We start from the raw sequence: 15140 nt of genomic DNA, 5'->3' as shown, positions 1-15140 counted from the left end.
TTCCCCTTCCGATGATGGACCGGCAGCCGCTCCGCCCCGTGCTCTCCGAGGCGGCCGAGACCCTCGCCGCCGCGGGCGTGGACAGCCCGCGCGTCGACGCGGAGTTCCTGGCCGCGCACGTGCTCGGGGTGTCGCGGGGACGGCTGCCGCTCATCCCGCTGGTCGACCCGCCGGTGGTCGAGCGGCTGCGTGAGCTGGTCCGCAGGAGGGCCGCGCGCATCCCGTTGCAGCACATCCTCGGCTGGGCGCCGATGGGGGACATCACGGTCGAGGTCGGACCCGGTGTGTTCGTGCCCCGGCCGGAGACCGAGCTGCTGGTGGAGTGGGGTCTGAAGGCGCTCGCCGGCGTGTCCGCGCCGGTGGTCGTGGACCTGTGCACGGGAACGGGCGCGCTGGCGTTGTCGATCGCCGCCGCCCGGCCCGACGCGGTGGTGCACGCCGTCGAGATCGACCCGCGGGCGCTCTCGTGGACCCGGCGCAACGCCGACGCGCGGGTCGCCGCCGGGGACACGCCCATCAAGCTGCACTCCGGTGACGCCACGGACCCCTCGCTGCTGTCCGATCTGGACGGTCAGGTGGACCTCGTGGTGTGCAACCCGCCTTATGTGCCGGAGGGGACGCCCGTGCAGCCCGAGGTCGGCGTGCACGACCCGCATCACGCGGTGTTCTCCGGCGCGGACGGGCTGGACGTGATCCGGCACGTGGTGTCGGCCGCCGCGCGGTGGCTGAAACCCGGTGGGGCGGTGGGGATCGAGCACGACGACACGCAGGGCGAGTCGGTGCCGGCGCTGCTGGCCGCGCGCCGGGTGCTCACCGACGTCACCGACCACACCGACCTGGCCGGGCGGCCGCGGTTCGCGACCGCCCGCAGGATCGTCTCCTAGAACAACGCGTCGAAGGCCTTCGCCAGGTCCTGCATCTGCTCGCCGAGGCCGCGGCCGGCGAGCTTGTCGATCAGGTGCCCGGTGACGTCCCTGCTGGGCTTCGGTTTGCGGGCCTCGGCCCGCAGGTCGTCGACCGCCTCGATGGTCGAGGCCGGCGCCTCGGCCGCGCTGAGGTCCTCGCGGAGCTCGTCGAGCAGCCGCAGCACCGCGCTCACGTCCTGGATACGTCCGATGTGGACGTCGCCGGTGCGCGCGCGTCCGCTGGTGCCGACGTTGCTGCCGATCACCGGTCCGCGGATCTCGAAGTCGCGTTCCTTCATGAGCTTTCCCTGCCCGTGCTGACCTTGGCAGTACCGGTGCGCGCCTTCCCGGCCGTGCCGATGTTGCTGGAGATGACCGGGCCGGTGATGTGCACGTTGTTGTTCGTCACCTGCATGGCCTGTTCCATGAACTCGGTGACCGAGATGCCCTTGCCCTGCAGGAACTCACCCATCGTGCGCAGCAGCCGCGACTCCAGCACCTTGATGTAGCGCTCGACGTCGGTGAGCTGGAAGTAGTTGTCCACCTCGCTCGTGCCGGCGAGCTCGCGCAGGCTGGTCCTGGCGCCGTAGCGCTCCGCGACGAACGTGCCCTCCGCCTGGTGGATCGGGGTCATCCAGCCCACGGCCGTGGCGAAGCGCTTCGGCAGTGACGCCGGGAACTTCAGCAGGTCGACGACCGCTTCGGCGAACGGCCGCAGCGACTGCTCCGGCAGGACGTCGATCTCGCGGTAGCGCGGGTCGATCGGGTGCAGGATGCACGGCGTCCACTCGACGTAGAGCATCTCCTCGTCGAGCCCGAACGTCAGGTACGTGGACACGACGACGTCCCTGTCCCACGTCTCGACCTGGAACGAGCGGAAGTACCGCATCCACTCCAGCGGCCTGGCGATCAGATCGTCCACAACGGACCTGTCGACCGCCGGCTGCGGCGAGTGGTCGTTGTCCGGCAGGATGATCCGCGCCTCGGCGTCCTCGATGTGGTCGATCAGCTCGACCGACGAGATGACGACCCGGTCGCCGGCTCTCAGCTCGCGCAGCCGGTGGCCGGGTGAGAGCGACGGCGAGCGGCCGGTCTTGAGCAGCTCGTTCGTGAGGTGCTCGTACAGCTCCGGCAGGGCGAAGCCGGGCAGCGGCACGTCGGGCGCCCTGCCCTCGGCTGGCTTGAGGGGCAACGCCATCGACCAGGGCTCGAACATCGTCCCCGACCCCACGAACGGCCGGTAGCCGTGGTAGACGATCACCTGCGCCGAGCCGGGGTCGTCAGGCGTGCCGTCCTCCTCCGTCGGGTAGAGGCCGAGCGCCTCCGCGTAGCCCGAGTGCCCGAGCCGCCGGATCGTCCACTCGTTGCGCCACAGCTCCTCCCCGCCGGGGCTGGTGCGGAAACCGGTGCGCCGGAAGCTCTTCGTGACCAGCAGCCAGGTGATGACCCGGTCCGCGAGCAGCACCGCGAAGACCAGCGCTATCGCGATGATCACGATCGCGGCCCCGGCGCCGCTGCTCTCCTGCTCGTACTCGTCGTACCTGTACCTCGAATAGGTGCTGGCGGCGTCGAGATACTCGATGAGCTTGTACAGCACGAAGAAGATCGCGATCCCGCCGGCGAGCGAGCCCAGCACCAGCGGCCCGCGCTGCGAGACGCGCCGCGGGCGTGCGAGCGCCAGCCGCGCCCCGGTCGCGACCGCGACGACCACGGCGATGAACAGCCACGTCGCGAGCAGCGTCCCGCTCGCGGCGAACAGCACCGCGAGCGCCAGCACCAGCAGCAAGCTGTCGCGCACCTTGCGCCTGGTGCGCGCGGCGACGGCCTCCCGCAACACCGCGCCGGCGTTGACGCCGGGCGAGCGGGGAATCGACCTGGTGGCCTCCACGAGGTACTCGCGAATGGCCGAGTCCGCGAAGTCCTCGTCGCGGTGAGCGGCTCCGCAGAGGAAGCGGGTGGTGTCGTCGCGCAACTTCGGAGAATCGCTTCCCGTCGTCGCCGCCGGAGATGACATTGTCCTGTCCACTTTCTGTCATTGAATCTAACACCGGTCGTTTCTGCTGGTCAGGGCCGTGGTGAAACGACGAACAACGCAATTCCTGCCGTGTTGCTGGCACAATAGTCGTATCTGATCGAAACCTGGCGGAGGTTGCTGAAATTGCGAATTGTCAATGCGCCGAACGAGGGCAGATGACGCACTTCCCGGACGCCCCGCCGATCCGTTGCTTCCTGAGCTACGCCCGCCAGGACGACGTGGTCATGGACTTCGTGTCGCCTTTTGTGTCGTCATTGCGCCACTACGCCTACGCCGACCGCGGCCGCTCGCTGGAGATCTTCCTGGACCGCACGTCCATCGGCTGGGGAGACCTGGTCCAGCCGACCCTGCGTGCCGCGGTCCGCGGCACGACCGTCTTCCTGCCCGTGCTGACCCGCCGCTACTTCGACCGGCCGTACTGCCGCGAGGAGCTGTTCCTCTTCTACAACCAGGCCTTCGTCGACGGCGTGCGCGGCCTGTTCCTGCCCGTCGTCCTGCTGGGCGCGGGCCACCTGACCGAGGACAACCCGGACCTGGCCGTGCAGCTCGTCGTCGAGCGCCAGTACCGCAGCGTCCGCGAGGCATGGCTCGAGGGACCTTCCTCGGCGGTCTGGCGGCGCACGGTGCTGGCACTCGCCGCGGAGATCGTCGACCGCGTCGAGGAAGCCGAACGCGCGTTGCTCCTCGGCGTGCCCGCGGTGGAGGCCGACGTCCCCGCCGAGCTGGACCGGTTCGCGGCGGACGTCCGTGCGGTGGTCCGGGTGACCGGCACCGTCATGAGCGAGTTCCAGACCCTGCTGGGCGCCGACTGGTCCGCTCTGGGGCCGAGCGCCACGCGCCTGCGCGATGCCGGCCGCTCGTTCGAGCGCCGCGCCTTCGAGGTGGACCGCGCGCTGCGCACCACCGGTGAGCCGTTCACCGCGCCCTTCACCTCGGAGCTGCACGACCTGGTGCCGGGCGTGGAGGCGCTGTTGACGAGCACGCACCGGCTGGAAGCGTCCGACGTGCCGATCCGCCGGGCCATGGTGGTGTTCCGGGAGGGGCTCATCGCCTTGCGCAGCGGCCTGCGCGTCGTGGAGTCCTGGGCGGACTTGCCAAATCCTGGCCAATAACGCGACGTGCAGCCGCGTTGCGGCCGAATGGTCGTATGTTCTCGGTGGGGAGGGCACGCGGTCACGCGCTCGAGGAACCGCCGCCTCGCGCGTGACCGCGTGTGCGCCTACTCCGCTTGCTCTTCCGCCGCCGGCACGGGTTCGCGAACCGGCAGCCAGGCGACCAGGAAGATGAACACGCCGTTCATCAGCAGGGCGAGCACGAAGAGCAGGCTGTGCCCCAAGGTGACCTTGTCCGGTTCGAGGTAGGGGACCACGTCCGTCCTGTCCACGACGATGTCCATCTTGGTGCCGGGCTGCTGAGTCGAGCGGTACATGCTGGGGTGGTAGCTCAACTGCCGGTCGCCGCACTGCAGCTTGTTGCTGTACGTCGTGGGGCTCGTTCGATGGGTGTGGCTTTCGACGCTGACGACGTCGCAGTGGAGGGTCTCGCCGAAAGTCGCGAGCCACAGCGAGTGGCCGCCGATGTGCGCCGGGAAGAGGGTCGCGATGCCGATCACCATCGCGGTGACACCCGCCCACTTCGACGGTCCCGGCCGGTAGTTCGCCAGCGTGATCACGTAGAAGATCCAGCAGATGGCGATCGCGAAGGCCACGACGATCACCGCCTTGCCGACGGTCAGGATAAGGAAGCTGCCCGCAGCGATCGCCAGAGCGAGCACACTCGCACGAACGAGCCTCTTCGACTGGACTTCGGGCCTGTGCTCGGTCATTCGTTCAACGACCCCTGCCACCTCGGGAACTTCGGTTTCTCGACCGTGGTCACACCCTCGTTGTTCAGCTCGTCGTACTTCGACCACTCACGGAGGTGGTCAGCCGTGGCCTTGGTGACCCAACCGCCGTCCATGACGCTTGGCATCGAGTGCGGTGTGACCGTGCCGTCCGGGCGCGTGTGCGGCTTGTAGGGCGTGTACGCGCCGGCCGCGTCTTGGGCCTGTTGAGGTAGCCAATCGACCTTTTTGCTGTACGGCTCCTCGTACTTGTTCTTCCAGACGTTGCCCGCGTCCCCGTACCCCTCTTTGAACTCGCGACCGGCCTGTTTGGCCTTGTCGCCGACGTCGCCGAGGCTCGGCCGGGTGTTGCCCCAGTCCTCCAGGCGCTTGCCCGCGTCCGCCAGTCCGTCTCCGCGGGTTGACGGGACCTGCGGGGCCCGCGGTGCGCCGGCACCTCCACCCCTGCCGAACCGGCCGAGGCCCTTGAGCACGTCACCGAGCTGGCTGAAGAGCCCCTTCAATCGTCCCATGATCCGCATGACGAGCTTGACCAGCTTGGCAAGCTGCTGGGTGATCTTGCCGAGCACCACGGCACCCCGGCCGACGGCCCACGCTCCGAACGCCGCGATCGAACTGCCGAGCGACACCCAGGACGAGGCGAGCGCGATGGCGGCGTTGCGGATCACCTCCCAGATGAACAGGGCGACGAGGTCGCGGATCATGCCGCGAACCGCCGCGGTGATCGTGCCGGCCTTGGCGATCTCCGCGGCCACGAAGAAGCAGGACCCGGAGACGGCTTCGACCTCCTTGGCGAAATCGCCCTGGCTCTGCCGGAACTTCTCGGCGGCGGTGCCCTGCTCCCAGCACGGCAGCTCGCTCTTGACCGCCTTGTCCTGCTGTTCGGCGATGCCGTGCAGATCGGTCGCGACCTGGTTCCAGGTGCCGACGGCTGCCTTGATCTTGTCGCCGTTGCCGGCGAGCCAGTCCAGCGGCTCGCGCAGGAAGCTCAGGTGCTCGATCAGCCAGCCGATTCCCGCGGTGGCCAGCGCACCGACGGGATCCATCGCGAAACCCAGCCCGTCGAGACCTGTTGCCGCGAGGTTCATCCCGAACTCGGCGAAGTCACCTTCATCGAGGCGCTTTCCCGAGTCCAGGGTCTGCGCCAACGACTCGAAAACGCCGCCCCCCGCGTAGTTGTCGGTGTGCATGACGTTGTCGCCGAAGCCGGTCATGGTCATCGCGGGCCTCCAAACCGGTTTCGGTTCGCGTCCTCGTAGGACTCGTAGGTCCGGGCAGTCGCCGTGGTGTCGTCGGAGGCGTTGCCCGCGGCCGCGGCGAGTTCCCGGATGGCGGCCGTGGTCTCCTGCGCGAACTGCTGCGCACCGATCGCGAAGAAGGACAGCAGCTGGCCGAAGGTGTCACCGCCGAGGTCGACTCCCGCCGCCTTGGAGGCGGCGGCGTCCAGGGCGTCCTGCCGGGCGCGCTGGCCCTTGGCGAACTCGTGGAGCTCGGCCGCGTCGACCTCGAAGCCGGGGCCGGTCATCGCAGCACGCTCCCGAAGCCGTCGTCGTCGTCCTCCGCGGGGCGCTGAGGCCGCGGCGGTGGCGGTGGCACCGGCTTCGGTGCCGGGGCGTCCCACGACGCCTCGCGCATGATCGAGCCGTCCTCCGGCGGTGGCGGAGCTTCCTCTTCCTCCTGCTGGGGGATGAAGCTGCGCAGGAAGTCCATCGCCTCGGTGCCGCCGAACTCGGGCTCCACAATGGACGCGACCTGTTCGGCCGACTGGACGTGGGCCTTCTGCACGGTCTGCATCACGAGCTGGCTCAGCTGGATGTGCGTCAGACGCATCGCCACCGGCGAGAACTCGATGTGCTGCAACGCGCCGTTCGGTGCCACGCGGACCGTCACCGCCTCGTTGGGGGAGGTGACGGTGCTGCCGGCGTTCTGGATCTGCTCCTGCATCTGCTGCGAGCGCTGCTGGAGCTGCCGCGCCCTGGACTCGAGGTCCGCGATCATCTGTTCCGGGTTCATCGCTCACTCGTCATGGCCAGTACCTGTCCGAGGTGTCGTGCCAGGCCCGCGTTGTCGGCCGGGCTGATGGTGAACCAGCCCGCGCGGGCCGGGACGTTGGCGTAGCGCCCCTGGCTCGTGTCGATCCAGGTGACGGGCGGGAGGTCCCGCTTGGCGCGGCCCTGCCCCGTCTGCACGAGGAAGTGGCCGTTGCCGATGGCCGGCCCGGTCAGCATCCTCTTGGCGAGGCGGACGTCGTCGGTCTCGGCCGTGCGCACCGCCTGGCGGAACCCTTCCTGCTGCCGGTTCTCGAACGCCTCACCCGGCACCGTCACCGGCCTGCCGGGACCCGGTCGCCCCGGCGGCATGGCGTTGGCCAGGCTGGTGGCGATCTCGTTGGGGCGCACCGCGTTCAACGTGACGGTGGTGTCCTCCTGGGTCACCAGCACCGCGTAGCCGCCGCGGGCCACCACGCAGGCGCGGACCAGCTTCTCCTGGCTCATGTCCGGCAGGCACAGGGCGATGACGCGGAGCTCGGGGCGCGCCACCAGGTTCAGCGCGTCCTCGAGGTCCGGCTCCGGCCTGCCGCGCCTGGCCAGACCCCTGCGTTCGAGGTCGGCGTGCACGGCCGCCCTGATCCGGGCGCGTTCGTCGAGCGTGTCGCCGTGCTGGCGCACGTCGAGGGGGTAGGGGACGCCTCCGGCCCGCAGGTCCTCCCAGAGGACGTCGAACGCGGGCAGGGAGAGCTGCGCGATCCGCCTCATCCGCCGATCACCGGCGGAGCGACCATGCGATCGTCGTCGAAGAAGTCGTCCGTGGGGACGAGGTAGTTCGACTTGTGCTCCTTGTCCTCCGCGCCCTGGCCGCCCTGACCGGCACCGGCAGCGCCCGCGCCGGGGGTGCCCGCGGTGCCCTGGCGGCCTGCCGCGGCTCCGGCGCCGGCTCCGGCTGGGCCGTTGACCGGGGACATGACGCCGGCGTTGCCGCCGGGGTTGGAGGGGCCGAAGCTGCCCATGCCCCGGCCGGAGGCCATGCCGCCGAAGCCACCGGCGCCCATGCCGCGACCACCCGCACCGGCGCTGCCACCTGCGCCACCTGGGCCGCCGGTGCGCATCCCCGGCGCGCCGCCGGGCGGCCTGCCCTGACCGCCTCCCGGCGGGCGCATGCCGGGAGGGAGCACGCCGGGAGGTCCGATGGGCGGCCGGTTCTGGGTGCCACCGGGAGGGGGGTTCGGGGTGAAGCCGGTGCCGGGACCCGGTTCGGTCAGCTTGGGGGCGACCCACGCCGGGTTCGTCGTGCTGGTGCCGCTGCCGGGCGGGACGGTGGGCATGCCGGTGCTGGCCGGCGGCCGGAACGTGCTGACGTTGCTGAGGCTCTGCGTGTGCGTGGTGCTGCTCGGCTGCGGGACGCCCTGGTCCCTGGTCACCGTGGGCGTGGTGTCCAGGGCTGGCATGGACTGCGCCGCGGACATCATCGTGGTGTCACGCTGCTGCATGACGCGCACGGCCTCTTGCTTGGCTTCCTGCTTCTCGTTGTGGGTGGTGAACATCTCGACGGCGCCACCCACCATGGCCGGCGGCGCGATGATGGCGGCGCCCGCCCACTTCCCGGCGATCTTCCACGGGCTGAACTCGACCGGCGTCGGCATCGCGTTGTGCGCCTGCACCGCCGCGTCCCGCTGGACCGCGATGGCTCCGGCCGTGGCGTGGAACGCGCTCCCCGTCTCGTCCGCGAACGCGCCGACCTTGGCCAGCGCCTGCCGGACCCCCTCGGCGGCCTTGCCGTTCCACCCGGCCTGGGAGTCGTTGACGATCTTGTTGAAGTCTGCGGCGAGCTCCCTGAACTTGGTGCCGAACTTCGTCCACGCGTCGATCACGGTCGTCGCGGCTCTGGGGTCGTAGTTCTGGTCGACCAGGTTCTTCATGTGGTCGTGCTCTTGAGCCGGGTAGTTCTCCGTCGACGGCTGGACGGTGGGTTTGACGGGCGCCATGAGATTTCCCCCTCGTGCGGCCTTACGGCAGTTTGGCCACGATGTCGTCTGCGGCCTTCGCGGCACGGTCACACGCCGCGGCCGTGTCTTCGGACGTCAGGTCCAGCCCCGAGATCACGGAGATGGTCGAGTTGCCGGTGACGGCGATCCAAAGGGCGCAGCTGTTCTTGGCGCCCTCGAAACCCTCGGCCTTGACCGCGTCGAACTTGCCGACCTTGACATCCGACTTCTTGTCACCCGTGATGCTCAGGTCCTTGAGCCCGGCTTCGGTGCGGATGCCGGCGCTGAGGCCGCCGTTGCCGCTGACCTTCCAGTAGCAGGTGTCGGCGGCACCGAGCTTCTGCGCCTCACCCGGGAACTCGAGGCCGAGCGCTGTCACCTCGGCCTGGGTGAGGAGGTCGCACGGCTTGAGGGACCCGAGGCCGGAGGCCGCGGTGGAGGTGTTGGTGGCGGTGCCGCCGCTGGTCGGCCCGGGTTGCGGAGTGCCGGCCGTTCCGGTGCACCCGGCGGTCAGCGCGGCGAGGCCGATGACAGCGGCGAGTGAAGTGCGCTTCATTGTTTCCCGTTCAGCTTCTCGAGCGAGTCGGCGTGTGATTGATCGATGCGCTGGTAGGAGACGCGACTCTTCTCCACCTGGTCGATCAGCGATTGGATGGCTTTGGCGATGTCGACCAGCTGCGCCGTGGCGGACTCGCCGAACTGCTTGTTGAGCTGGCTCATGGTCTGCGCGTAGCCGCCGCCGAGCTTGGTGTCGGCGGTCAGCTCCTGCTTCGCGATCATGATCGCGGTCAGCGCGTCCTTCATGTCGCGAAGCTTCCTGACCATGCTGTCGACGACGGCCGGATCGACGGAGAACGTTCCGGATCCGGTGGCCGTCGCCACCGCCGCGCTCGCTGCCGCGATGTCCGCGACGCCGGTGCCCAGCACGGCCTGCACCGACCTGCTGGTCATGCCGCGTGCGGGCTTCCCCCACGATGTGACTTCTTCTGACACAGGAGCTCGACCCTCCCCGATTGCGCTCTGTGGTCGGCCCATGACCTTACAGTTGCGCGCCCATTCGGAGGATGAGTTGAACTACTCAAACCTGTTCGGGTCGAAACATCCCCTGGTCAGGCCGCATGTGAACGCGCTGGGTGAGAACCGCGGCCCGGCTGTGCGGCGGTTGGCGGCGGGGCTTGCGTCACCCGGTCGAGGACGCTGGCTAGGCTCATCGAGGTGAGCACGGTCTACGACTGCAGCGAACCGGACGATCGCGCGGCGGGACTTGCCGCTGCCGCCGGGGCGGTGCGGAGCGGGCGCCTCGTCGTCATGCCCACCGACACGGTTTACGGGATCGGCTGCGACGCGTTCGACGCCGAGGCGGTCCGGAGTCTTCTCGACGCCAAGGGGCGCGGGCCCGACATGCCCGTGCCCGTGCTGGTCGGGTCCTGGACGACCGTCGACGGGCTGGTCCTCAGCGTTCCCCGGCAGGCGCGGGCGCTCATCGAGGCGTTCTGGCCCGGTGGGCTGAGCATCGTGCTGCCGCACGCGCCGAGCCTCGCCTGGGACCTCGGGCGGACGCGGGGGACGGTGATGCTGCGCATGCCGTTGCACCCGGTCGCGCTCGAGCTGTTGCGCGATGTCGGGCCGATGGCCGTGTCCAGCGCCAACAAGACGGGGCACGCGCCGGCCGCCAGTGCGCAGGAGGCGCGCGACCAGCTCGGCGACGCGGTGCCCGTGTACCTCGACGGCGGGTTGAGCGGGGAGAACATCGCCTCGACCATCGTCGACCTCACCGGGCCCGACGCGCTGATCCTGCGGGAAGGCGCGGTCAGCAAGGAGGAGGTCGACGAGGTGCTCGGCATCGAGGTGGACGTCGCGCGGTAGGGCGTGGCTGCCAGAATTGATCATGGCGCCGCGGGTACCGTGGCGTGCACCCCGAACACCTCCGATTGATTGGTAGGCCCGTGGGGCCCGCATCCTCGTTCGTCCTTCCCGTGCGCGAGTACCTGCTCGTCGCGTTGATCGCTGCCGTCGTGACGTTCCTGCTCGTCGGTCTGGTGCGCGCGATGGCGTTCCGGCTCGGGGCCGTGGCTTATCCGCGGCAACGTGACGTGCACGTGCAGCCGATGCCGCGCATGGGTGGTGTCGCCATCTACGGCGGTGTGCTGTGCGGCATGTTCGTGGCGCACCAGCTACCGGTGCTGCGGGCGGCGTTCGACTTCTCCAACGATCCGTGGGGTGTCATCGTCGCGGGCGGCGTCATCGTGCTCGTGGGTGCGATCGACGACAGGTTCGAGCTCGACTCGCTCACCAAGCTCGCCGGGCAGGTCACGGCGGCGGGCATCCTCGTGCTGTTCGGTCTGCAGTGGATGATCGCGTGGGTGCCGTGGGACGGCGGCGCGACCATCTCGCTCGACCAGAACCAGGGCGCGTTGCTGACCGTGCTGCTCGCAGTCACCATGATCAACGCGATGAACTTCGTCGACGGGCTCGACGGGCTGGCCGCCGGTATCGGCCTCATCGCCGCCGCGGCCACGTGCGCGTTCTCGATCGGTCTGCTGGTCGAGCGGCAGGGCGCGGTCGAGGCCTACCCGCCGGCGCTGATCGCCGCCGCGCTCGCCGGCGCGTGCCTGGGCTTCCTGCCGCACAACTTCAACCCCGCGCGCATCTTCATGGGCGACTCGGGCTCGATGCTCATCGGCCTCATGCTCGCCGCCGCCACGACCAGCGCCTCCGGCAAGATCAACCAGGCCACCGGCAGCGCCGTGGACCTGCTCGGTCTGCTCTCGCCGCTGATCGTCGTCGCCGCCGTGCTGTTCGTGCCGCTGCTCGACCTGCTGATGGCCATCATCCGGCGCACGCGGCGCGGGGAGAGCCCCTTCTCGCCGGACAAGATGCACCTGCACCACCGGTTGCTGGAGATCGGGCACTCGCAGCGGCGCGCGGTGCTGCTCATCTACCTGTGGGCGGGCGTGCTGGCGTTCGGCGCGGTGGCGCTCACGTTGTTCGACCCCGTCATCGTGGCCACGTGCTTCGTCATTGGGCTGATCGTGACGTTCGTGGTGTCGGTGATCCCTCGGCTCAGGGAAGCCCGGAAGTCGTGACGAAACGGCCGGGTTGGGCATTCCGCCCGCCCGCGCCGATGCGTACCGCGCTGTTCACCGGATGTTCGCCGGGAGATCGTGAGCGCTCGGGAAATCGGCGCTCCGTCTTGTTTGGGTCCGCTTAACCGCCGTTGACTAGGGGCTGCCCGCAGGCGCCGGAAAGCCGGTTCCTAGACTTCGGGGCATGAGCGACGCGGACAAGGCCGTCACGCACGAGCTGACCGTTCAGCGGCTCGCCGGGGAAATGTTCCGTGCGGCCGCCTGGGCCGCGCTCGGCACGTTTGCCGTCGGTGTCGTCGTGTCGACTGTGATCTGGGGGACCGCTGGTCTCTTCGGGTCATTGATCGGTGGCGTCATCGCCGTCGGTTCGAGCTTCGCCACGCTGTTGCTGATGCGCAAGACCGCGGCGCTCGACCCGATGTTCGTGATGATCGCCGCGCTCGGCGGATTCATGGGCAAGCTGATCGCGCTGCTGGGCGTGGTGATCTTGTTGCAAGGGCAGACGTGGCTCGAACCCAAGGCGCTCGGAATCACTCTGGCGGCGACGGCGGTCGTCACGTCGTTCCTCGAGGCGAGGGCGTCGAGGCACAGCCGTAGTCAGATGGTGGTGCCCGCCTCGGGTGACGCCTGATACCTGCTGATATGGTCCGCTCAGACCAGGGACACCCGATCGTTGGGGTGCCTCTGGTAGTCGCTTGCGAACCGTAAGGTACGTTAAGTCCAGATCGTGACGATTCCCCCGGTGGAGTGAACGCCGGCCGGGAGAACCGGAAGGAACACAGTGACCAACCTGGTGCTGGCAGCCGAGGGCGAGTTCGTCGCACCCGGTGTGAAGGACTTCTTCCTCCCGCCGATCTTCGGCGAGGTCACGAAGCCGATGGTGCTCGTGGTCCTGTCCGTGCTCATCATTGCCGCCTTCTTCCTGGCCGCTACGCGCAAGCTGAGCACCGTACCGGGCAAGTTCCAGTTCATCGCGGAGTCGATTTACGACTTCGGCCGCAACACCATCGCGCGCGAGCAGATCGGCAGCAAGGACTTCAAGCCGTTCGTCCCGTTGCTGCTGACGATCTTCTGCTTCATCCTCGTGAACAACATTTTCGGCATCGTGCCGATCATTCAGTTCCCGACGATGTCCCACATCGGATTCGCGCTGGCGATCTCCCTGTTCGTGGTCTACCCGGTCTACCACTTCGTCGGCTTCAAGAAGCACGGCTTCGTGGGCTACCTGAAGCACCAGACGCTGCCGCCCGGCACGCCGTGGTTCGTGATGCCGCTGATGATCCCCATCGAGTTCGCCCAGAAGTTCGTGATGAACCCGCTGACGCTGGCGATTCGAGTCTTCGCCGCGATGTTCGCAGGACACCTGTTGCTGCTGGTCTTCACCCTGGGTGGCGAGTTCCTGCTCATGCAGGAAAACTTCCTGCTCAAGTTGGTCTCGCCGGTGGCGTTCCTGTTCGCGATCGCGCTGACCTTCCTGGAGGCACTGATCATGGTGCTGCAGGCGTACATCTTCACGCTGCTGTCCGCCAACTACATCGGCATGGCGCTGGCGGAAGAGCACTGAGGGATTTCACAAAGCCTCCGATCCGCGAGAGTTCGCGGACCGATTTGGAAAGGGAACAGCACAAGTGAGCGCTATCGTTCTTGCGCAGAACTCCGAGAGCATCAACCCGGGTCTTGCCGCAATCGGCTACGGCCTCGCGGCGATCGGTCCGGGCCTCGGTGTGGCGATGATCTTCGCGGCCGTCATCAACGGCACCGCGCGTCAGCCGGAGGCCCGTGGCGTCCTGCTCGGTCTCGCGTGGACCACGTTCGCCATCGTCGAGGTCCTGGCTCTGCTCGGGTTCGTCCTCTTCTTCATGGTCGGCTGACGTTCTTCAGTCGTTTAGGGAGCCGTCGTGGTGAATACCCTGATCTTGAGCGCGGAGGGTGGGCCGAGTCCTGTTCTCCCACACACCTCGGAGATCATCCTCGGCCTGGTCGCCTTCCTGATCCTGCTCTTCATCATCTCGAAGTTCGTCGCACCACGCTTCGAGGCGCTGTACGCGGAGCGGACCGCCAAGATCGAGGGCGGCATCGAGAAGGCGGAACAGGCTCAGGCCCAAGCTCAGAAGTTGCTCGAGCAGTACAAGGAGCAGCTGGCCGAGGCTCGCGCCGAGGCCGCGCGCATCCGTGACGACGCGCGGGCCGAGGGCCTGCAGATCATCGAGGAACTGCGCGAGCAGGCACAGGCCGAGTCCGCGCGCATCGTCGCGCAGGGCCAGCATCAGCTGGACGCGCAGCGCGCCCAGATCGTCGCGGAGCTGCGTGCCGACCTCGGTCGTACCGCGGTGGAGCTGGCGAGCAAGGTGGTGGGCGAGTCCCTGGAGGACGAGACCCGTCGTCGCGGCACCGTCGACCGCTTCCTCAACGAGCTGGACGCCGTCGCGGCGCCGGCGAGCAAGTAGAGGTAGCCGATGACGTTGCATGCCGCTAGTCGTGAAGCTCTGGCAGCCGCGGAACTGCGGCTGCTGGAGCTGGCCGACGCCACCGCGTCCACGGACGAGCTCGCCAAGCTCGGCGAGGAGCTCTTCGCCGTGCTCGGTCTGCTGATCGAGCAGCGGACGCTTCGCGGCGCGCTGGCCGACGCCTCGTCCGAGGCAGCTGGTCGTGAGCAGCTGCTCAACGGGCTGTTCGCGGGCAAGGTGAGCGACGCGACCCTGCAGGTACTGGCCGCCGTCGCGACCGCGCGCTGGTCCAGCCCGCGCGAGCTCGTGGACGGCGTTGAGTCGCTCGCCCGCACCGCGCTGCTGGTGCGAGCGGAAGGTGCCGGCCAGCTCGACTCGGTGGAGGACGAGCTGTTCCGGCTCGGCCGCATCGTGGCGGGTTCGCACGAGCTCGAGCTCCTGCTGGCCGACCCCGCTGGTGCCATCGACGGCAAGGTCGCGCTGGTCGACTCCCTGATCCGGGGAAAGGTCAGCACGGTCACCAAGACGCTGGTCGACCAGCTGGTGCGCAACCCGCGGGGAGTGCGACTGGCGGATGGACTTGCCGAGCTCGCCGACCTGGCGGCCAAGCGCCGGCAGCGTTCGGTCGCGCACGTTCGATCTGCGGTGGCGCTGACCGCGGAGCAGGTCGACCGCTTGACCGCGACGCTGACCACGATCTACTCGCGCCCGATCGCGCTGCACGTCGAGGTGGACGCCTCGCTCGGCGGCGGTCTCCAGATCAAGATCGGCGACGAGGTCATCGACGGAAGCATCGCCGGCCGGTTGGCGGCGCTGCGCCGCAATCTCGCCACCTAGCCCTT

At 68.8% G+C, this 15140-nt stretch carries 19 protein-coding genes; 9 read left to right on the top strand and 10 right to left on the bottom strand.

What is annotated here, in order from left to right; all coding sequences use genetic code 11:
- The first annotated feature begins 14 nt into the window (after window positions 1–14).
- The gene (gene prmC / locus BMW88_RS20110) at window positions 15–884 is read left to right on the top strand and encodes a peptide chain release factor N(5)-glutamine methyltransferase (RefSeq protein WP_089953199.1); all 870 of its coding nucleotides are present in this window, start codon (window positions 15–17) and stop codon (window positions 882–884) included.
- Here the strand turns inward: prmC and BMW88_RS20105 are convergent.
- Both BMW88_RS20105 and BMW88_RS20100 read right to left on the bottom strand, forming a co-directional pair.
- The gene (locus BMW88_RS20105; protein ID WP_089952809.1) at window positions 881–1204 is read right to left on the bottom strand and encodes a hypothetical protein; all 324 of its coding nucleotides are present in this window, start codon (window positions 1202–1204) and stop codon (window positions 881–883) included. The two genes, prmC and BMW88_RS20105, sit on opposite strands and share 4 nt — an antisense overlap.
- Complete coding sequence (locus BMW88_RS20100) at window positions 1201–2877, bottom strand: hypothetical protein (protein ID WP_089952807.1); 1677 nt, start codon at window positions 2875–2877, stop codon at window positions 1201–1203. Before BMW88_RS20100 ends, BMW88_RS20105 begins: the two co-directional genes overlap by 4 nt.
- A 218-nt stretch (window positions 2878–3095) precedes the next feature.
- On the opposite strand from BMW88_RS20100, the gene BMW88_RS20095 reads away from it, so the two are divergent.
- Window positions 3096–4052, top strand: a complete 957-nt coding sequence (locus BMW88_RS20095) for a TIR domain-containing protein (protein WP_089952805.1) — start codon at window positions 3096–3098, stop codon at window positions 4050–4052.
- Between the two features lie 107 nt (window positions 4053–4159).
- On the opposite strand, the gene BMW88_RS20090 is transcribed toward BMW88_RS20095, so the two are convergent.
- The 8 genes from BMW88_RS20090 to BMW88_RS20055 are packed head-to-tail and all read right to left on the bottom strand — an operon-like array spanning window position 4160 to window position 9701.
- Window positions 4160–4765: a hypothetical protein gene (locus BMW88_RS20090; RefSeq protein WP_089952803.1), complete on the bottom strand. Its 606-nt coding sequence runs from the start codon at window positions 4763–4765 to the stop codon at window positions 4160–4162.
- Window positions 4762–6003 (bottom strand): hypothetical protein, encoded by a 1242-nt coding sequence (locus BMW88_RS20085; RefSeq protein WP_143116161.1) that lies wholly within the window; start codon window positions 6001–6003, stop codon window positions 4762–4764. Before BMW88_RS20085 ends, BMW88_RS20090 begins: the two co-directional genes overlap by 4 nt.
- Window positions 6000–6308 carry a type VII secretion target gene (locus tag BMW88_RS20080; RefSeq protein WP_089952799.1) on the bottom strand — a complete coding sequence of 103 codons (309 nt, stop codon included), beginning with the start codon at window positions 6306–6308 and terminating at the stop codon, window positions 6000–6002. Before BMW88_RS20080 ends, BMW88_RS20085 begins: the two co-directional genes overlap by 4 nt.
- Window positions 6305–6796: a YbaB/EbfC family nucleoid-associated protein gene (locus BMW88_RS20075; protein ID WP_089952797.1), complete on the bottom strand. Its 492-nt coding sequence runs from the start codon at window positions 6794–6796 to the stop codon at window positions 6305–6307. Before BMW88_RS20075 ends, BMW88_RS20080 begins: the two co-directional genes overlap by 4 nt.
- Window positions 6793–7539, bottom strand: coding sequence for an ESX secretion-associated protein EspG (locus BMW88_RS20070; protein WP_089952796.1), 747 nt, complete (start codon window positions 7537–7539; stop codon window positions 6793–6795). Before BMW88_RS20070 ends, BMW88_RS20075 begins: the two co-directional genes overlap by 4 nt.
- Window positions 7536–8765, bottom strand: coding sequence for a hypothetical protein (locus BMW88_RS20065; RefSeq protein ID WP_089952794.1), 1230 nt, complete (start codon window positions 8763–8765; stop codon window positions 7536–7538). Before BMW88_RS20065 ends, BMW88_RS20070 begins: the two co-directional genes overlap by 4 nt.
- Window positions 8766–8787: 22 nt before the next feature.
- Window positions 8788–9321, bottom strand: a complete 534-nt coding sequence (locus BMW88_RS20060) for a DUF3558 family protein (RefSeq protein WP_089952792.1) — start codon at window positions 9319–9321, stop codon at window positions 8788–8790.
- On the bottom strand, window positions 9318–9701 hold the full coding sequence (locus BMW88_RS20055) for a hypothetical protein (RefSeq protein ID WP_143116160.1): 384 nt from the start codon (window positions 9699–9701) through the stop codon (window positions 9318–9320). The genes BMW88_RS20060 and BMW88_RS20055 overlap by 4 nt, the downstream gene beginning before the upstream one ends.
- A 279-nt stretch (window positions 9702–9980) precedes the next feature.
- Between BMW88_RS20055 and BMW88_RS20050 the strand changes: the two genes are divergently transcribed.
- The 7 genes from BMW88_RS20050 (at window position 9981) to BMW88_RS20020 (ending at window position 15135) form a co-directional block, all read left to right on the top strand.
- The gene (locus tag BMW88_RS20050; RefSeq protein ID WP_089952788.1) at window positions 9981–10631 is read left to right on the top strand and encodes an L-threonylcarbamoyladenylate synthase; all 651 of its coding nucleotides are present in this window, start codon (window positions 9981–9983) and stop codon (window positions 10629–10631) included.
- An 80-nt stretch (window positions 10632–10711) separates the two neighbouring features.
- On the top strand, window positions 10712–11851 hold the full coding sequence (locus tag BMW88_RS20045) for a glycosyltransferase family 4 protein (protein WP_089952787.1): 1140 nt from the start codon (window positions 10712–10714) through the stop codon (window positions 11849–11851).
- 184 nt (window positions 11852–12035) lie between these two features.
- A complete protein-coding gene (locus BMW88_RS20040) occupies window positions 12036–12482 on the top strand; it encodes a Cg1360 family ATP-synthase-associated protein (RefSeq protein ID WP_089952785.1) in 447 nt (148 codons plus the stop codon).
- Between the two features lie 150 nt (window positions 12483–12632).
- Window positions 12633–13415 (top strand): F0F1 ATP synthase subunit A, encoded by a 783-nt coding sequence (gene atpB, locus BMW88_RS20035; protein WP_089952783.1) that lies wholly within the window; start codon window positions 12633–12635, stop codon window positions 13413–13415.
- A 64-nt stretch (window positions 13416–13479) separates the two neighbouring features.
- Window positions 13480–13722 (top strand): ATP synthase subunit c family protein, encoded by a 243-nt coding sequence (locus BMW88_RS20030; RefSeq protein ID WP_089952781.1) that lies wholly within the window; start codon window positions 13480–13482, stop codon window positions 13720–13722.
- A gap of 30 nt (window positions 13723–13752) precedes the next feature.
- The gene (locus BMW88_RS20025; protein ID WP_425434671.1) at window positions 13753–14298 is read left to right on the top strand and encodes a F0F1 ATP synthase subunit B; all 546 of its coding nucleotides are present in this window, start codon (window positions 13753–13755) and stop codon (window positions 14296–14298) included.
- A gap of 9 nt (window positions 14299–14307) precedes the next feature.
- A complete protein-coding gene (locus BMW88_RS20020; protein WP_089952779.1) occupies window positions 14308–15135 on the top strand; it encodes a F0F1 ATP synthase subunit delta in 828 nt (275 codons plus the stop codon).
- The last annotated feature ends 5 nt before the right edge of the window (window positions 15136–15140 follow it).

This window comes from Lentzea xinjiangensis (assembly GCF_900110955.1).
Classification (GTDB): Bacteria; Actinomycetota; Actinomycetes; order Mycobacteriales; family Pseudonocardiaceae; genus Lentzea; species Lentzea xinjiangensis.
This window is presented reverse-complemented; position numbering and strand designations above follow the sequence as displayed.

Bases quoted from the DNA above. Each gene is read 5' to 3' on its own strand.
- BMW88_RS20060 (WP_089952792.1), bottom strand. From the start codon at position 9,321: ATGAAGCGCACTTCACTCGCCGCTGTCATCGGCCTCGCCGCGCTGACC.
- BMW88_RS20090 (WP_089952803.1), bottom strand. From the start codon at position 4,765: ATGACCGAGCACAGGCCCGAAGTCCAGTCGAAGAGGCTCGTTCGTGCG.
- BMW88_RS20040 (WP_089952785.1), top strand. From the start codon at position 12,036: ATGAGCGACGCGGACAAGGCCGTCACGCACGAGCTGACCGTTCAGCGG.
- BMW88_RS20070 (WP_089952796.1), bottom strand. From the start codon at position 7,539: ATGAGGCGGATCGCGCAGCTCTCCCTGCCCGCGTTCGACGTCCTCTGG.
- prmC (WP_089953199.1), top strand. From the start codon at position 15: ATGGACCGGCAGCCGCTCCGCCCCGTGCTCTCCGAGGCGGCCGAGACC.
- BMW88_RS20075 (WP_089952797.1), bottom strand. From the start codon at position 6,796: ATGAACCCGGAACAGATGATCGCGGACCTCGAGTCCAGGGCGCGGCAG.
- BMW88_RS20085 (WP_143116161.1), bottom strand. From the start codon at position 6,003: ATGACCATGACCGGCTTCGGCGACAACGTCATGCACACCGACAACTAC.
- BMW88_RS20095 (WP_089952805.1), top strand. From the start codon at position 3,096: ATGACGCACTTCCCGGACGCCCCGCCGATCCGTTGCTTCCTGAGCTAC.
- BMW88_RS20065 (WP_089952794.1), bottom strand. From the start codon at position 8,765: ATGGCGCCCGTCAAACCCACCGTCCAGCCGTCGACGGAGAACTACCCG.
- BMW88_RS20105 (WP_089952809.1), bottom strand. From the start codon at position 1,204: ATGAAGGAACGCGACTTCGAGATCCGCGGACCGGTGATCGGCAGCAAC.
- BMW88_RS20080 (WP_089952799.1), bottom strand. From the start codon at position 6,308: ATGACCGGCCCCGGCTTCGAGGTCGACGCGGCCGAGCTCCACGAGTTC.
- BMW88_RS20020 (WP_089952779.1), top strand. From the start codon at position 14,308: ATGACGTTGCATGCCGCTAGTCGTGAAGCTCTGGCAGCCGCGGAACTG.